At 73.6% G+C, this 17,056-nt stretch carries 12 protein-coding genes; 6 read left to right on the forward strand and 6 right to left on the reverse strand.

Features of this window, described 5'->3' with window-relative positions:
• Positions 1–43 precede the first annotated feature (43 nt).
• On the reverse strand, positions 44–2,227 hold the full coding sequence (locus tag CELGI_RS06390; protein ID WP_013883297.1) for a hypothetical protein: 2,184 nt from the start codon (positions 2,225–2,227) through the stop codon (positions 44–46).
• Complete coding sequence (locus tag CELGI_RS06395; protein ID WP_013883298.1) at positions 2,224–2,823, reverse strand: SigE family RNA polymerase sigma factor; 600 nt, start codon at positions 2,821–2,823, stop codon at positions 2,224–2,226. The genes CELGI_RS06390 and CELGI_RS06395 overlap by 4 nt, the downstream gene beginning before the upstream one ends.
• Before the next feature lie 107 nt (positions 2,824–2,930).
• Between CELGI_RS06395 and dusB the strand changes: the two genes are divergently transcribed.
• Positions 2,931–4,118, forward strand: a complete 1,188-nt coding sequence (gene dusB / locus CELGI_RS06400) for a tRNA dihydrouridine synthase DusB (protein WP_013883299.1) — start codon at positions 2,931–2,933, stop codon at positions 4,116–4,118.
• A gap of 4 nt (positions 4,119–4,122) precedes the next feature.
• On the opposite strand, the gene CELGI_RS06405 is transcribed toward dusB, so the two are convergent.
• The gene (locus CELGI_RS06405) at positions 4,123–5,031 is read right to left on the reverse strand and encodes a carbohydrate kinase family protein (RefSeq protein ID WP_013883300.1); all 909 of its coding nucleotides are present in this window, start codon (positions 5,029–5,031) and stop codon (positions 4,123–4,125) included.
• Between the two features lie 98 nt (positions 5,032–5,129).
• Here CELGI_RS06405 and CELGI_RS06410 point away from each other — a divergent pair, with 98 nt between their 5' ends.
• Positions 5,130–6,593, forward strand: a complete 1,464-nt coding sequence (locus CELGI_RS06410; protein WP_013883301.1) for an alpha-amylase — start codon at positions 5,130–5,132, stop codon at positions 6,591–6,593.
• Positions 6,594–6,605: 12 nt separating this feature from the next.
• On the opposite strand, the gene CELGI_RS06415 is transcribed toward CELGI_RS06410, so the two are convergent.
• The 3 genes from CELGI_RS06415 to CELGI_RS06425 form a co-directional block, all read right to left on the reverse strand.
• The gene (locus tag CELGI_RS06415) at positions 6,606–8,048 is read right to left on the reverse strand and encodes a hypothetical protein (RefSeq protein WP_013883302.1); all 1,443 of its coding nucleotides are present in this window, start codon (positions 8,046–8,048) and stop codon (positions 6,606–6,608) included.
• 131 nt (positions 8,049–8,179) lie between these two features.
• Positions 8,180–9,925 carry a glycoside hydrolase family 13 protein gene (locus tag CELGI_RS06420; protein WP_013883303.1) on the reverse strand — a complete coding sequence of 582 codons (1,746 nt, stop codon included), beginning with the start codon at positions 9,923–9,925 and terminating at the stop codon, positions 8,180–8,182.
• A 99-nt stretch (positions 9,926–10,024) separates the two neighbouring features.
• A complete protein-coding gene (locus CELGI_RS06425; RefSeq protein WP_245528184.1) occupies positions 10,025–11,071 on the reverse strand; it encodes a LacI family DNA-binding transcriptional regulator in 1,047 nt (348 codons plus the stop codon).
• 222 nt (positions 11,072–11,293) lie between these two features.
• On the opposite strand from CELGI_RS06425, the gene CELGI_RS06430 reads away from it, so the two are divergent.
• The 4 genes from CELGI_RS06430 to CELGI_RS06445 all read left to right on the forward strand — a co-directional run bounded on the left by CELGI_RS06430 (position 11,294) and on the right by CELGI_RS06445 (position 17,052).
• Complete coding sequence (locus CELGI_RS06430; RefSeq protein WP_013883305.1) at positions 11,294–12,550, forward strand: sugar ABC transporter substrate-binding protein; 1,257 nt, start codon at positions 11,294–11,296, stop codon at positions 12,548–12,550.
• A 103-nt stretch (positions 12,551–12,653) separates the two neighbouring features.
• On the forward strand, positions 12,654–14,279 hold the full coding sequence (locus CELGI_RS06435) for an ABC transporter permease subunit (RefSeq protein WP_013883306.1): 1,626 nt from the start codon (positions 12,654–12,656) through the stop codon (positions 14,277–14,279).
• The gene (locus tag CELGI_RS06440) at positions 14,279–15,193 is read left to right on the forward strand and encodes a sugar ABC transporter permease (RefSeq protein WP_013883307.1); all 915 of its coding nucleotides are present in this window, start codon (positions 14,279–14,281) and stop codon (positions 15,191–15,193) included. Before CELGI_RS06435 ends, CELGI_RS06440 begins: the two co-directional genes overlap by 1 nt.
• Positions 15,190–17,052: a glycoside hydrolase family 13 protein gene (locus CELGI_RS06445; protein WP_013883308.1), complete on the forward strand. Its 1,863-nt coding sequence runs from the start codon at positions 15,190–15,192 to the stop codon at positions 17,050–17,052. The genes CELGI_RS06440 and CELGI_RS06445 overlap by 4 nt, the downstream gene beginning before the upstream one ends.
• Positions 17,053–17,056 lie beyond the last annotated feature (4 nt).

Below are 17,056 nucleotides of genomic sequence, written 5' to 3' on the forward strand. Positions count from 1 at the left end.
CGGGCACCGCATCGGTGCCCGCCCTCCGTCGCGTCACGTCGGGTCAGCGCCACGCCGCCCTGACGTCGTCGACGACCCCCGGGCGGCCCGCTGCCTCGCACTCGGCCTCGCCGAGCCCTTCGCAGCCCTCCACGACGACCTCCCCGTCCGGTGACACCCAGGCCGAGACGCCGTTCGACGGGTCGACGAGCTCCGAGGGCGCCTGCGCGAGCAGCGCGGTCACCCGTCGGCCGCGCAGCTCCACGGTGGGCAGCTCGACCGCGCCGCCGCCCCGCGCGGCGGCGGGCGGCAGCCACACGAAGGCGCGCCAGGCGCCCGCACCGGGCGAGACCCCGAGCCGGACGACGCCGCGTCCGCCGTCGAGCGCAGCGGTGGAGCTGCTCGCCCCCGGTGACGTCAGGTCGCGCTCACCCGGCTGACCCTGCTGGAGCGCGTCGCCCCGGAAGAGCAGCGGAGCCCACGTGTCGCCGAACGTGCGTGCCCGCAGCCACACCCGCTCGCCGTCGAGCTCGCCCAGGTCGAGGACGTCGTCGTCGCGAAGCTTCGTCGCCGCCGATGTGCCGTCCGCCACGGTCGTCGCGGACGACGGTCCCGCGGGCGGCGTCACGCCGGCGCCCGGCTCGGCCCCGGTGAGGTCCGCGCCTGCGGACCGTAGTGCGGCCAGGAGGCCCGCGCCGCCGTCCGGCTGCGCGTCGAGGCACTCGCGGGACAGGCCGCGGCAGCTGCCGCTCATGGAGAACACGTCGCCGTCCGTGGGGTCGACCGCGAGCACCAGGGCGTCGAGCAGCCCTTCGGGGTCGTGCCGCACCGCGGCTTCGTCGAGCTGGACCGCGTACAGGCGCGCCCCGCTGCCGGACGGGTCGTCGAACGTGGGCACCTCGACCGCCTGCACGCGCGTCCCGTCGTCGGCCACCAGGCCGCGTGGGAACCACATGAGGACGCGCCCCTGCGCCATCCACGCCGGGACGGCGCCGACCAGCACGCGGAGGTCGTCGTCCATCGCCCAGCTCAGGGAGCCCGGGTAGTGCGAGCCCGGCGCGAACCGGTCGGGTGAGTCGTCGGCGGACCAGGTGATGACATTGCCCGCACCGGAGAGCGGATCGACCGTGACCCGCAGGCCGTGCTCGGCCGGCACGCCCCAGGTGCCCTCGGCCGCGTCGAGCTCGGCCGACGTCGCGCGGGACAGCTCGACGTGGCCCGTCGACCCACCGGTCCGGGGGACGTCGAGCCCCGTCGGCCAGGTGACGCCGCCGACGCCGAGCCGGGTGGTGGTGGCCGCACCCGGTGCAGGGCTGGTGGTCTGCGCGCGGTCGGGCTCCGTGCGGAACGCGTCGATCGCGGCGACGAGCCCGGGCACCTCCTCGATCGCGGGGCAGCCCTGCGTCTCGTCGGCCGGTTCGCACGGTGCCTCGACCACGCGCCCGTCGGTGCCGACGAACACGACGCCCGTCGTGGACTCGGCCATCGACTGTGAGAGTGCGGTGTCCGCGAGCGTCGCGGCGAGCAGCTGGCCGCCGGGTGCGGCGAACGTCGGCAGCTCGACCGCGACCTGCTGGCCGCCGGCCCGGTCGGTGAACCCGCCCGTGCTCCAGAGCAGCACGTGCGGACGCGGCATGCTCGTCGGGACGACCACGACGTCCGAGGTCCGGCCGTCGCGCGCCTCGGTGGTGAGACGTCGGCCCTGGCGCATTGTCTGGGCGTCCCACGTCCACGTGCCGCCGCCACGCGTGGTGATCCAGCTGCCGTCCTCCTCGTCGGCCGCCACGAAGCCGGCCCAGCCCGACGCCGGGCCGGTGTCGTCGGTCCCGGTGAGCAGCACGAGCTCGCGCACCCCGGCCGTGAGGCCGAGGTCCATCCGCATGTCGGCGTCGGGCCGGACCTGGCGGACCGCACCCGTCGCGGCCACCGGTGGCGCCGGACGGTTCACGGCCGACAGGCCCTGCGCGACGAGTGTGACGGGTCCGGTGCCCAGCGGGCGTGGCGCGGTGGTCACGCGCGGTGCGGGCGTCTGGGCGGGATCCGGGGAGCGCTCCAGCCGCGGCACGGTGACCGCCGCGGCGGCGACGACCGCGACCGCGGCGATGCCCGCCCCGACGCGCACCGCGGCGCGCCGACGCACGTGGCGGTGCGCGGCGTCCAGCAGCGCACCGGGGTCCAGCGACATCGCGGGCGTCACGCGTGCGGCATGCTCGGCGAGCTCGCGGTCGGGACGCAGGTCGGTGCTCATCGGGTGACCTCCTGGCCGGCGGCGGTGGACAGAGCGGTGCGCAGCGTGGACAGGCCGCGCGACGCGGTGGACTTGACGGTGCCGATGCTCACGCCGAGCTCGGCGGCGACCTCGGCCTCGGGCAGGCCGACCATGTGCCGCAGCACCACGATCCGGCGCTGCCGCGGGGTCAGCAGCGCGAGCGCGCGGACCAGCTGGTCGCGGTCCTCGGTGCGCGCGTGCTCGTCGGACCCCACGCGCACGGTGTCGGTCTCGGGCAGGTCCTCGGGTGCGGTGAGGACCTCGCGCCGACGGCGCCGCCACGTGTCGACGCGCAGGTTGGCCAGGACACGCCGCGCGTAGGCGAGCGGCTCGTGCGTGCGCGGCCAGGCGGCGTACGTGCGGACGAGGGCCTGCTGCGTGAGCTCCTCGGCACGGTGCGCGTCACCGCACAGCAGCCATGCGGTGCGCAGCAGGTCCGCGCCGTGGCGGGCGACGAACGCGCTGAACTCGTGGTCGATCTCGGCCCGCGTGCGGGCGGTGCGGGTGCCGACCGCGACGACGGTGAGCGACTCGGCGTGTGCCGGGTCGTCGTCGTCGCGGGCCCCTGCGGTCATGGTGGTCACACCGTAGGAGACGCGCGGGCCTCGCCGAAGGTTGAGTCGGGCGGCTGCGCCGATCGGGTGAGGCGGGCTCGGGCGCGGGCCGATGGGATGATCGTGCGGTGACCGTGACGAACCAGCCGACCGACGACCGTGCGCCGGGTGCGGTGCTGCCCCCGCTGCGGATCGGTCCGCTGCGCATCGACACGCCCGTGGTGCTCGCACCCATGGCGGGCGTGACCAACGCGGCGTTCCGGCGGCTGTGCCGCGAGTCGGGTGCGGGCCTGTACGTCGCGGAGATGGTGACCAGCCGCGCGCTGGTGGAGCGCGGCGAGGAGTCCTTCCGGATCATCTCCCACGAGCCCGATGAGCGGCCACGTTCGGTCCAGCTGTACGGAGTGGACCCCGCGACGGTGGCCGCCGCGGTGCACCTGGTCGCGAGCGAGGACCGGGCCGATCACGTGGACCTCAACTTCGGCTGCCCCGTGGCCAAGGTGACGCGCCGCGGCGGGGGAGCCGTGCTGCCGTGGAAGCGGGACCTGTTCCGCGCGATCGTCACGCAGGCGGTGGCCGCGGCCGCGCCGTACGGCGTGCCCGTCACGGTCAAGATGCGCAAGGGCATCGACGACGACCACCTGACGTACCTCGAGGCGGGTCTCGTCGCGCAGGAGGCGGGTGTCGCCGCGGTCGCGCTGCACGCCCGGACCGCCGCCGACTACTACTCGGGCACGGCCGACTGGGAGTCCATCGCGCGGCTCAAGGAGACGGTCACCGACATCCCGGTGCTCGGCAACGGGGACATCTGGTCCGCCGAGGACGCGCTCGCGATGGTCGCGCAGACGGGCTGCGACGGCGTCGTGGTCGGGCGGGGATGCCAGGGCCGGCCGTGGCTGTTCGCGGACCTCGCGGCGGCGTTCGCGGGCTCCGACGAGCGCGTGCGTCCGGGCATGCGGCACGTCGCGGCGACGGTCCGGCGTCACGCGGAGCTGATGGTCGAGCACTTCGAGGACGAGGACAAGGCGCTGCGCGAGATGCGCAAGCACATGGCCTGGTACTTCAAGGGCTACGTGGTGGGCGGCGAGCTGCGCGCACGGTTCGGCCTGGTGTCCAGCCTCGCCGAGCTCGACGACCTGCTCGCGCTGCTCGACCTGGACCAGCCCTACCCGGGTGAGCCCGCGGAGGGTCAGCGCGGGCGTGCGGGAGCGCCCAAGCGCCCGATCCTGCCGTACGGGTGGCTGGACTCGCGCGAGCTCTCGGACGAGTTCCGCCAGGACCTGCACGAGGCCGAGCTGAGCGTCTCGGGCGGCTGACCGGTCACCGGACGCGGGTGACGCGCACGCCGTCGGCCAGCGCGACGACGGCGGCGGGCTCGGCCTGCGGTGCGCCGAGCCCCGCGGTCGTCACCGCGATCGCACCGACCGCGGCCGCCTCGGCGAGCGCGCGCCCGTGCGGTGCGCCCGCGAGCGTCGCGCGCAGCAGGCCCGCGAGGAACGCGTCACCCGCGCCCTCGGTGTCGAGCACGGGTCCGGCGTGCGCGGCCTCGACCTCCCACCAGCCGTCGGCGTCGCGGGCGAGCGCGCCGGCCGCACCGCGCGTGCAGACCGCGAGCGTCGTCCCCGCCACCACGGCGGCGTCGAGGTACGCGGCCGCGTCGGGCAGGCGTGCGCCGGACACGACCAGGACGTCGGCGGCGGCGACGAATGCGCGCGCGTAGGGCGCGGCTCCGTCGTCGTCGTGCACGTCGCACCACACCGGAACGCCGGCCGCGCGTGCGACGTCGAGCAGGGGCCTTGAGGAGTCGGCCAGGTCGAGCACCGCGGCGCGTGCCGTGCGCACCAGGCCGAGCACCTCGTCGTCCGGGGGCGGTGCGGACGGCAGCTCGAGATACACCGACAGCCGCGCCCCGTCCCGCGCGACGAGGTTGACGTGCCGCTCGGTGCGGCCCTGCACCGCAGGCCTGGGCACCACGCGCAGCGCATCGCCGCCCCGCCCCGCGTGCAGCGCACGGCGCACGAGCGCGGCCTCGTCGTCGTCACCCAGGGTCGTGACGAGGGTCGTCGGGACCCCGAGCGCGGCGAGTGTGACGGCCTTGCCCGCGGACGTGCCGCCCAGGCCGTCGTGGTGCTCGCGCGCCAGGACCATGTGCGGACGCGGCTCGGGCAGCGCGTCGAGGTGGACGACGGTGTTCCAGGACGCGGGTCCGTGCACGACGACGTGGCTCACGGCTCGCCAACCTACGGCCCGGGACCCGTACTCTGGTACCCCTGACCGAAAGTTGCAGCAAGGCCTTGCAGTATCGGGCCCGAATCCCGGTGGTGACGATGACGCACCTGCTCCGCCGCACGTCCGGCGCGATCGCGCTGACCGCGGCGCTCCTGCTCACGGGCTGCACCGGCGGCGAGCCTGCCGACCCGGCCGCGCAGCCCGCCGCCGACGGCTCGGGCCACGACGTGGGCGTGCAGCTGTTCCAGTGGACGTGGGACGCGATCGCCGCCGAGTGCACCGACCAGCTGGGCCCCGCGGGGTACGCGTGGGTGCTCACGTCGCCGCCGAACGAGCACATCACGGGCGAGGCGTGGTGGACGTCCTACCAGCCCGTGAGCTACCGGCTGGAGTCCCGGCTGGGCACGCGCGAGCAGTTCGCCGCGATGGTGCGCACGTGCCACGCCGCGGGTGTCGACGTGCGCGTGGACGCCGTGCTCAACCACATGACCGGCCAGGACGAGCCGGGAACGGGCTGGGCGGGCTCGTCGTACGAGCACGACTCCTACCCGGGGCTGTGGACACCGGCGGACTTCCACCGCTGCGGCCTGACGCCGAGCGACGACATCGCGAGCTACGCCGACCGCGCCCAGGTGCAGACGTGCGAGCTGCTCAACCTCGCCGACCTCGACACCGGGGCGCCGCACGTCCGTGCCCGCCTGACCGCGTACCTGCAGGACCTGGTGTCGCTGGGCGTCGACGGCTTCCGCATCGACGCCGCCAAGCACATGGCCGCGCAGGACGTCGGCGCGATCCTCGAGCCCCTGCCCGACGACGTGGCGGTCATGCAGGAGGTCATCCGCGGCACCGCCGAGCCGGTCCAGCCCGACGAGTACGTCCCGCACGGTCAGGTGTACGAGTTCACCTACGGCAAGGAGATGCTGGGCGTGGTCGCGGGCTCACCCGGGCTGGCGCTCGAGCTCGGCACCGCGACCGCGCGCTACCTGCCGTCGGACGACGCGGTCGCGTTCGTCGAGAACCACGACACCGAGCGCAACGGCTCGACGCTGTCCTACCGCGACGGCACCGACGACGCGCTCGCGACCGTGCTGCTGCTGGCGGGCACGTACGGCACGCCGCAGGTGTACTCGGGCTATGCGTTCGACGACGTGGACGCCGGCCCGCCGCAGGACGCGACGGGCCGGGTGCAGGACGCGACGTGCGGGACGGCCCCGGGACCCGGTGCCTCGCTCGCTCCCGGCGACTGGGTGTGCCAGCACCGCTGGCCCCAGGTCGCCGGCATGGTCGGGTGGCGCGGCGTCGTGGGGGACGCGCCGGTGGTCGACGCGTGGTCGCAGGGTGACGCGGTCGCGCTCGGGCGCGGCGAGCGCGGCTTCGTCGTCGTGAACCTCGGCGACGCCGAGCTCCGCGTGACGCTTCCGACGAGCCTGCCGGACGGCGGCTACTGCGACGTCCTGACCGCGGGCGGCACGTGCATGCAGTCCACGGTCCGCGACGGCGCGGTCAGCGTCGTGGTGCCGCCCGGCGCCGCGCAGGCATGGGACGTCGCCCACCGCGCCTGAGTGCAGGCGGCGTCACGCGCGCCGCCGCGCGAACGGCCGCTCGATCGGGACCTCCACGAGGGCCGCGCGCAGCGCCGAGGCATCGTCGTGGCCCGCCCGCGCGAGGATCGCATCGCCCAGCTCGGAGCGTTCGAGACCCCGGCTCACGGCGATGGCCACGACGTCGGCCACCACGTGCGGCACCACGTCCGACGCGGTGGCGAGGCCGTGCACCACGGCCGCCACTCCGGGCACGTCGTCCGGCAGGTCCAGGACCAGCAGGTCCCGTCCGACCTCCCAGGAGCCCTCCACCGGGTCGCCCTGCCGGAAGCGCGCGACGACGTCCTGCCATGTCGCGCTCAGCTGGGTCGTGCAGCTCAGGACCCACGTGCCTCGGTCCTGGTGCGACCAGACCTGCGCGAGGCCGACGGCGTGCACGTCGGTGTGCGAGACGAGAGTGCCGGTCTCCTCGCGGACCTCTCGGGCGATGGCACGGATCGGGTCGGGCAGGCCCATGGCGTCGAAGTCGTGCCCGACCTTGCGCCGCGCCCGCAGGTCCAGGTTGCCGGTCGCGAACGCGCTCACGGCACCCGGGCGGTGCTCGAGACGTTCGTCGCGGCGCGACAGGAGCAGGCGACCGCCCGCGTCCACCGGGGTGCATGACAGGGTCAGGAGACCCGTGGGTGGGAGCGTCGCCGGCTGGTCACCCCACTGGGCCAGGCGTGCGGCGTTGATGCCCCGGAAGCGGTAGTAGGTGGTCTGGGAGAACGCCAGGTGCAGGCGCGGGCGGCCGTTGGTGGCGTCGGTCTCCAGGCGCGTCCCGGTCAGCCATGGCAGCCACCCGTCGTAGGACCGGCCGAGGACCGCGGGCGGCTGGTCGACTGCGGACTCCGACTCGGGGTGTGGCGTCGCGCGGTAGGCGACGGCGACGTCGCACGGCCCCGGGGTCCGGACGAGGTCCAGGCGGAAGCCCGTGCCGACGAGCGTGAGGACGGTCGGATCCGGGTCAGGGCCCGGGTGGCCCGACGGGACACCGTCGATCGCGGACTGCACCACCTCGGCGACGTCGCGCGCGAGCGCGATCTGGTGGTCGCCCCACGGGTGCGACCCGCGGCGGCTCAGCGTGGCGGCGTACCGGCGGTACGCGTCGCGGAGGTCTTCCGCCTCGGCCGGCAGCAGTGCCGCGTCCGGCCCGTGCCCCACCAGGAAGGAAGGTGCGTGGCGGAACAGCCCCAGGATGTCGCTGACCTCCTGAGCCGCGTCGCGGTCGAGCGACCCGTGCCCCGTCGCGCGCTCCCGCATGGCCCTGAGCCGGTCGGGGTCGACGTGGCGGGCCCCACGCAGCGACTTCTGGACGGTGCGGCGCCAGGTGCTCGCCGCGCGTGACCTGACCCACCGCAAGCTTCCGACGACGAGCACGACGAGGGCCAGCACCGTCGCAGCCACCGTCGAGACGTCGATCAGCACCGCGAGCACGTCGCTCCTCCCGTCGGACCTGAGCATCCTCGCAGACGGGGCCTTCGCGCGGGGTCCGGGCTGGGTGGGCCGGTGCGTCGGGTCCCGGTGGAGGCGTCACCGGGACCCGACGCGGCGTGCGTGGGTGGGCGTCAGGCGCGCACCCACACGGTCGTGTCGCCCGGGACGACGAGCGCGCCGTCGGACGCGTGCGTGACGGGCCCCGACGCGAGCAGCAGCGTGGAGCCGACCGGCAGCGTGACCGGCTCGGCCCCCAGGTTGGCGACCACGCGCACGTCCCGGTTGACCAGGTCGAGCACGTCGTCGGCGCTCTCGAGCCAGGCGAGGCCGCCCGAGCCGAGCGCCTCGGCGCGGCGCACCGCGAGCGCCTCGCGGTAGGTCTCGTACGTCGAGCCGGGGACGCCGCGCTGCGCGTCGGCGGCGTAGGAGCGCCAGGCCGCCGGCTGCGGCAACCACGTCGCGCCCGTGGGGGAGAAGCCGAACCCGGGCTCGTCCGCGGCCCACGGCAGCGGGACACGGCAGCCGTCGCGGCCGCGCTCGGCCCCGCCGGTCCGGAAGAACGCCGGGTCCTGGCGCACGTCGTCGGGCAGTGCGGTGTGGTCCGGCAGACCCAGCTCCTCGCCCTGGTACAGGTAGGCCGAGCCGGGCAGGCCGAGCATGAGCAGAGTCGCGGCGCGCGCGCGGCGCAGGCCCAGCTCCTCGTCGGGCTGCTCGTCGTCCGGGCCGATGCCGTTGGGCCGCGAGCCCGGCACGGGCAGGCCCAGGCGCGAGGCGTGCCGCACCACGTCGTGGTTGGACAGCACCCACGTGGTCGGCGCGCCCACGGAGTCCGACGCCCGGTAGGACGCGGTGATGACGTCGCGCAGGGACGGCGCGTGCCACAGCGTGGCCAGGAACGCGAAGTTGAACGCCTGCTGCATCTCGTCGGGACGCACGTAGCGGGCCAGGCGGGACAGCGGCTCGACCCACGCCTCGGCGACGAGTGCGCGGTCGCCGTCATACGCGGCCAGCACGCGGTGCCACGCCCGGTAGATCTCGTGCACGCCGTCCTGGTCGAACATCGGGCCCTGGTTGCCCGCGCCCGTGACCTCCTCGACGCGGTCGCCTGCGTGCTCGTGCAGCTCGTGCTCGGCGGTCTCGTGCGCGAGCTCCGAGCCCTCGATCATCGACACGTGCCCGGCCCAGTCCGGCAGCCCGGGCGCCTTGACCATGCCGTGCGCGACGTCGATGCGGAACCCGTCCACGCCCCGGTCCAGCCAGAACCGCAGCACGTCCTCGAACTCGGCCCGGACCTCGGGGTGCTCCCAGTTGAGGTCCGGCTGGCGCGTGTCGAACAGGTGCAGGTACCACTCACCGTCGGGCAGGCGCGTCCATGCGGGACCGCCGAAGATCGACTGCCAGTTGTTCGGGGGCAGCTCGCCGTGCTCGCCGCGCCCCTCCCGGAACAGGTAGCGCTCGCGGGCCGCCGAGCCCGGGCCCGCCGCGCGCGCCTCGACGAACCACGCGTGCTCGTCGGACGTGTGGTTGGGCACCAGGTCGACGATCACGCGCAGTCCCAGACCGTGCGCGCGCGTCAGCAGCGCGTCGAAGTCCTCGAGCGTGCCGAACAGCGGGTCGACGTCGCGGTAGTCCGCCACGTCGTAGCCCGCGTCGGCCTGCGGCGAGCGGTAGAACGGTGAGAGCCAGACGGCGTCGACACCGAGCGCCGCGAGGTGGTCCAGGCGCGCGGTGATGCCGGGCAGGTCGCCGATCCCGTCACCCGAGCCGTCCGCGAACGACCGCGGGTACACCTGGTAGATCACGGCGTCGCGCCACCACTCGCCGGTGGGCGATCCGGGCTCGTGCACGAGGGTGCGGGGGGCGTCGAGGGTCGTCACAGGGCATGCCTCTTTCCGGGTGGCCGCGCGTGGCGGCGCTGGGGGAGCGGTGGCGCGCGGCGGCGCCCGTCCCGCGCACGAGCGCGGGGACGCGGGGGGTCAGGACAGCGGGTGGGCCGCGGCGTTCGCCAGGGCGGGCACCGGCGCGGCGCCGGTCGAGCCGCGCACGATGAGCTCGGGGTGGAACTTGAGCTCGATGCGCGAGGCCGGCACGTCGTTGATCTCGGCGACGAGCGCCGAGACCGCCGCGTGGCCCATGGCCAGCACCGGCTGGCGGACGGTCGTCAGCGGCGGGTCGGTGAACGCGATGAGCGGCGAGTCGTCGAAGCCGACCACCGACAGGTCGTCCGGGACCTGGAGCCCGCGTGAGCGGGCCGCGCGGATCGCGCCGAGCGCCATCATGTCCGAGCCGCACACGATCGCGGTGTGGTCCGACGCGATGAGCTCGAGGGCGGCCGCCTGGCCGCCCTCGACCGTGAAGAGCGTGGACACGACGTGCTCCTCGGCGTCGGTCACGCCCAGGTGCCGTTCGAGCTGCGTGGCGAACGCCTCACGCTTGCGCCGGGCCGGCACGAACCGCTCGGGGCCGATCGCGAGGCCGATCCTGCGGTGCCCGAGCGAGACCAGGTGCCGGAACGCGAGCTCGAGCGCGGCCTCGTCGTCGGTCGAGACGAACGGTGCGTCCACGCCCTCGGCGAAGCCGTTGACCAGCACGACCGGCATGCCCCGGCTGCGGAGCCGGTGGTAGCGGTCCTTGCTCGCGGACGAGTCGGCGTGCAGGCCCGAGACGAAGATGATCCCGGCGACGCCGTGCTCCAGGAGCATCTCGACGTACTGGTCCTCGGTGGTGCCACCGGGGGACTGCGTGCACAGCAGCGGCGTGTAGCCGCGCTCGGTCAGCATCGACTCGATGACCTGCGCGAACGCCGGGAAGACGGGGTTGGCCAGCTCGGGCACGACGAGGCCCACGAGTCCGGCGGAGCGCGTGCGCAGCTTCTCGGGGCGCTCGTAGCCGAGCACGTCGAGGGCGGCGAGCACGGACTGCCGGGCCTGGGCCGACACGCCGTGCTTGCCGTTCAGCACGCGGGACACGGTCGCGGTGCTGACACCGGCCTGCTCCGCGAGATCCGTCAAGCGGGTACGCACGGGGGGCAGCGTAGGGGACACAGGACCTCCTCGTCCTCGGCCATTCAGGGGTCGGTACGGCGGTTGCACCGATTCCTGGACGACCGCCTGAAACCGTTGCCTGAAAGTTACCGTAACGACTTGCAGGCACGTGTGCAACGACGTTAGCGTCATGGCATCAGGCCAGAGTCGGCAGGAGATGCCGACGACGGGCTACGCCTCGGAAGACCCAGGAGAACCACGATGCGACGGAGCATCCCGGCCCTCGCGGCCGCAGTCGGCCTCGCGATGGCGCTCACCGCCTGCGGCGGCAGCAGCACCCCGGAGTCGGAGTCCACCAACGAGCCCACGACGGCGGAGACCACGGCTCCCGCCCTCACCGGGACCCTGACGATGTGGGTGGACGAGACCCGCATCGACATCATGAAGCCGATCGTCAAGGAGTTCCAGGACCAGACCGGCGTCAAGGTCGACCTGGTGCAGAAGGTGTCGGGCGACATCCGCACCGACTTCGTCTCGCAGGTGCCCACGGGCCAGGGCCCGGACGTCATCATCGGCGCGCACGACTGGACGGGTGAGTTCGTCACCAACGGTGTGGCCGCCCCGATCCAGCTGGGCGACAAGGCCGGCGGCTTCGCACCGTCCGCGATCCAGGCGTTCACGTACGAGGGACAGGTGTACGGCGCGCCGTACGCGATCGAGAACATCGCGCTGGTCCGCAACAACAAGCTGGTCGCGGACACCAAGGCGACCACGTTCGACGAGCTGATCGCGGAGGGCAAGGAGTCCGGCGCCAAGTACCCCGTGCTGATCCAGCAGGGCGACCAGGGCGACGCCTACCACCTGTACCCGCTGCAGACCTCGTTCGACGCCCCGATCTTCGTGCAGGACGACACGGGCTCGTACACCACCGAGCTGGGCCTGGGCGGCGCCAACGGCGACAAGTTCGCCGACTACCTGGCCAAGCTCGGCAAGGACAAGGTCATCGACCCCGCGATCGACGGGCAGAAGGCGCTCGAGGCCTTCCAGGCCGGTGACGCCGCGTACATGCTCACGGGTCCGTGGAACACCACCACGTTCACGGATGCGGGCATGGACATCTCCGTGCTGCCGATCCCGAGCGCGGGCGGCGCCGAGGCCAGGCCGTTCGTCGGCGTGCAGGGCGCGTTCATCTCCGCCAAGTCGGAGAACCCGGTCCTCGCCAACGAGTTCGTGGTCAACTTCCTCACCTCCGAGGCCGTGCAGACCGAGCTGTACCAGGCGGGCGGCCGGCTCCCGGCCCTGACCGCGGCGGCCGACAAGGTCGACGACCCGGTGCTGGCCGGCTTCAACGAGGCCGGTGCGGGCGGCGCCCCGATGCCGTCCATCCCGGAGATGGGTGCCATGTGGCAGTTCTGGGGCACCACCGAGGTGCAGATCATCGACGGCCAGGCCAAGGACGCGGCGGGCGCCTGGAAGACGATGGTGACCAACATGCAGGACGCGGTCGACAAGGCGTGACCTCCCCGGCCGCCCGCACCCCCCTCCCGGTGGTGCGGGCGGCCGCACCCGTTCCCGGACGTCACGAACCGGGCGCACCGATGCGCCCAGCGAAGGAATCACGATGTCGCAGCAGACGAGGGCTGCGGACGAGCTCGCACCGCCCGTCTCACCACCCCCGAACTCACCCCCCGGCCGCCGCGGCGGCGCGGACGGCTCACCCGCCCGGAACATCAGCAAGGGCTTCCTGCTCAAGCTCGGACTCGTCGCGGTGATCGACGCCGTCACCGTGTACGGCATCCTGAGCGCGGTCGCGGTCCAGCAGTGGGCCATCGTGGTCTCGCTCGTCGTCGCGCTCGTCGCGGTGAATTGGGCGTACTTCTCCAAGCGCGCGCTCGCGGCGAAGTACCTGCTGCCTGGCCTGGTCTTCCTGCTCGTCTACGTCATCTTCACCGCGGCGTACACGGGCTACGTCGCGTTCACCAACTACGGCGACGGCCACAACTCCACCAAGTCCGACGCGGTGGCCGCGATCCTCGCGCAGAACGAGCAGCGCGTGGAGGGCTCGGCCGCGTACCCGCTGACCATCGTCACGCAGGACGGTGACCTGGGCTTCGCGATCGCGCAGGACGGCGTCGCCCAGGTCGGCACGGCCGACCAGCCGCTCGCTGCCGTCCAGGACGCCACGGTCGACGGCGGCAAGGTCACCGAGGTCCCCGGCTGGGAGGTGCTCGACTTCGCGACGATCGCGCAGCGTCAGGCCGAGATCGTCGACCTGCGCGTGCCCGTGTCCGACGACGTGGCCGACGGCTCCATCCGCACGCAGGACGCCTCGACCGGGTACGTCTACGAGTCGGTCCTGGTCTACGACGAGGCCGCCGACACCATGACCAACACGGTCACGGGCGTCGTCTACACGCCCGACGCGACCGGCAACTTCCGTGCGGAGGACGGCACGGCCCTGACCCCGGGCTGGAAGGTCGCGGTCGGGTTCGACAACTTCACGCGCGCGTTCACGGACGACCGCCTGCGCGGCCCGTTCGTCGAGGTGTTCGTCTGGACGTTCGCGTTCGCGCTGCTCTCGGTGCTCACCACGTTCGTCCTGGGTCTGTTCCTCGCGATCGTGTTCAACGACCCGCGCGTGCGCGGGCGCAAGGTGCTGCGCGCGCTGCTGATCCTGCCGTACGCGTTCCCGGCGTTCCTGTCCGCGCTCGTGTGGAAGGGCATGCTCAACGACAGCTTCGGCTTCGTCAACGAGCGGATCCTCGGCGGTGCGGACATCGGCTGGCTCACCGACCCGTGGCTCGCCAAGCTCTCGGTCATCCTGGTGAACCTGTGGCTGGGCTTCCCGTACATGTTCCTGGTGTGCACGGGCGCGCTGCAGTCCATCCCGGGCGAGGTCTACGAGTCGGCGCGCATGGACGGCGCGAGCGCGTGGCGCGTGCACCGCTCGATCGTGCTGCCGCTGCTCATGGTCTCGGTGGCGCCGCTGCTGGTCGCGTCGTTCGCGTTCAACTTCAACAACTTCGCGCTGATCTACATGCTCACGGGCGGCGGGCCGAACTTCGTCGGGACACCCGTCGTCGTCGGGCACACCGACATCCTCATCTCGATGACCTACTCGGTCGCGTTCGAGAGCGGGCTCAAGCAGTACGGGTTCGCGAGCGCCCTGTCGATCCTCATCTTCGTCATCGTCGGCGCGATCTCCTGGTGGGGTTTCCGTCGCACTCGTCGCCTCGAGGAGCTGTGATGAGCACCCTGAACACCGGGACCCGGCCGGCCAAGGCCGCGACCACGCGCGCACGGCGGCAGGGCACCACGGGCGGGCGGTGGTGGCGCGAGGTGTCGTGGCGCTACCTCGTCGCGCTCGTGATGATCGCGATCTGCGTGCTGCCGCTGCTGTACGTCCTGTCGGCGGCGCTCAACCCGGGCGGCACGCTCGTCGGCTCCAACGACCTGTTCCGCACGGTCTCGGGCGACAACTTCGCGGCGCTCGCGGACCGCGGTTTCTGGGGCTGGCTGCGCAACTCGCTCGTGGTCTGCACGTTCACCGCGGTCGGGACCGTGCTCATGGGCGCCGCGGCCGCGTACGCGTTCTCGCGGTTCCGGTTCCAGGGCCGTGAGAAGGGCCTGACGGGCCTGCTGCTGGCGCAGATGTTCCCGCAGACGCTCGCGTTCGTGGCGATCTTCCTGCTGCTGCTCACGCTCAAGGACGTGTTCCCGGTGCTGGGCCTGGACTCGCTGATCGGTCTGATCTGCGTGTACCTGGGCGGCGCGCTGGGCGTGAACACGTTCCTCATGTACGGGTTCTTCAACACGGTCCCGCGTGAGCTCGACGAGGCCGCCAAGATCGACGGCGCGTCGCACGCCCAGATCTTCTGGACGATCGTGCTGCGGCTCGTCACGCCGATCCTCGCGGTCGTCGGGCTGCTGTCCTTCATCTCGTCGTTCGGCGACTTCCTGATCGCCAAGGTGGTGCTGCAGCACCAGGACAACTGGACGGTCGCGGTGGGCCTGTACTCGATGGCCGCCGACGAGCGCACCGCGCCCTGGGGCCTGTTCGCGGCCGGTGCGGTGGTCGCGGCGGTGCCGATCGTGCTGCTGTTCCTGTTCCTGCAGAAGTACGTGGTCGGCGGCCTGACGGCGGGGTCGGTCAAGGGATGACCGCTGGGCACCACGGCGGGCACCTGCTGGACCGGCCGCACCACGACGGGTCGGAGCTGTACGTCGAGCGCGGCACGCCGCGGCTCGGGGACGTCGTACCCGTCCGGGTGCGCGTCCCCGCGTCGCGGGCTGAGCGCGCGGTGCACGTGCGGGTGGTGCGCGACGGCGAGCCCCGGTTCGTGCCCGCCCGCCTCGACCGGTCCGACGAGCACGACCGCTGGTACGTCGCGGACGTGCCCGTGCACAACCCGGTGACGCAGTACCGGTTCCTGCTCGACGAGCCCGACGGCTACCGCTGGCTCGACGGGCGCGGCCTGCACGCACGTGACGTCCCCGACGCGGCCGACTTCCGGCTGTCGGTGCACGCGCCCGCGCCGCGCTGGCTCGACGACGCCGTGGTGTACCAGGTGTTCCCGGACCGGTTCGCGCGCTCGACCGGTCACGACGGGCCGCCGCGGGGACCGCTGCCCGACTGGGCGCTGCCCGCCGCGTGGGACGACGAGCCGATCGCGGCCGGCCGTGGCGTCGCCCAGCAGCTGTTCGGCGGTGACCTGGGCGGCGTCGAGGCCCACCTCGACCACCTGCAGCGCCTCGGCGTCGACACGCTGTACCTGACGCCCGTCTTCCCGGCCCGCTCCAACCACCGGTACGACGCGACGTCGTTCGCCCGAGTCGACCCGCTGCTCGGCGGCGACGCCGCGCTCGCGTCGCTCTCGGCCGCGGTGCACGCGCGCGGCATGCGGATCATGGGTGACCTGACCACCAACCACACGGGTGCGGGGCACGAGTGGTTCGCGCGTGCGCGTGCCGATCGCACCAGCCCCGAGGCGCAGTTCTACTACTGGACCGAGCAGGACCCGGGGTACGTCGGCTGGCTCGAGCACGCGTCGCTGCCCAAGCTCAACTACAACGCGCCCGAGCTCGCGGCGCGCATGGTCGAGGGCGACGCGTCCGTCACCGCACAGTGGCTGCGCCCGCCGTTCTCGCTGGACGGGTGGCGCATCGACGTCGCCAACATGACGGGCCGCTACCGCGCCGACGACCACGCGCACGCGGTCGCCCGGGCGATCCGGGCGACCATGGCGCGGATCAACCCGCAGGCCGCCTTGGTCTCGGAGCACTTCCACGACGCCGCGGCGGACCTGCTGGCCGGTGGCTGGCACGTCAACATGAACTACTCGGCGTTCACGCGGCCGGTGTGGACGTGGCTCGCCGAACCGGGGACGGAGCTGCCGTTCCTCGGCATGCCCGTGCCGCTGCCGCGCCGCGACGCGCGCTCGATGGTCGCGACCATGCGGGACTTCGACGCGACCGTGCCGTGGTCGGTCACGCGGCACCAGTGGAACATGCTCGGCTCGCACGACACGGCGCGGATCCGCACCGTCGTCGGCTCGCGGGAGGCGGTCGAGGTCGCGGCGGCGCTGCTGCTCACGTACCCCGGCACCCCGGTCGTGTTCGCGGGCGACGAGGGCGGGCTCACCGGGACGAACGGCGAGCACGCGCGCGCCACGATGCCGTGGGCGCAGGTCGCGGCGGGCGGGGGACCGCGCTGGGACGGTGCGACGTTCGCGACGTACCGGCGGCTCATCGCGCTGCGCCGCTCGTCCCGTGCGCTGCGCGAGGGCGGTCTGCGCTGGGCGTTCGTCGAGCCCGACGCCGTGGGCTACCTGCGCGAGACGGCCGACGAGCGCGTGCTCGTCGTGCTCGCGCGCGACGCCTGGCCGGGCACGCGGCTGCCGCGCGCGCTCGGGGTCGCGGGGGAGGTGCTGCACGGCGGCGCGGCTCTCACGACGGGCCCCGACGGGCTCGTCGTGCCCGCGACCGACGGCCCGTGCGCGCGGGTGTGGCGTCTGACGTGACCGG

The sequence above is a fragment of the Cellulomonas gilvus ATCC 13127 genome (assembly GCF_000218545.1).
GTDB classification, from domain to species: Bacteria; Actinomycetota; Actinomycetes; order Actinomycetales; family Cellulomonadaceae; genus Cellulomonas; species Cellulomonas gilvus.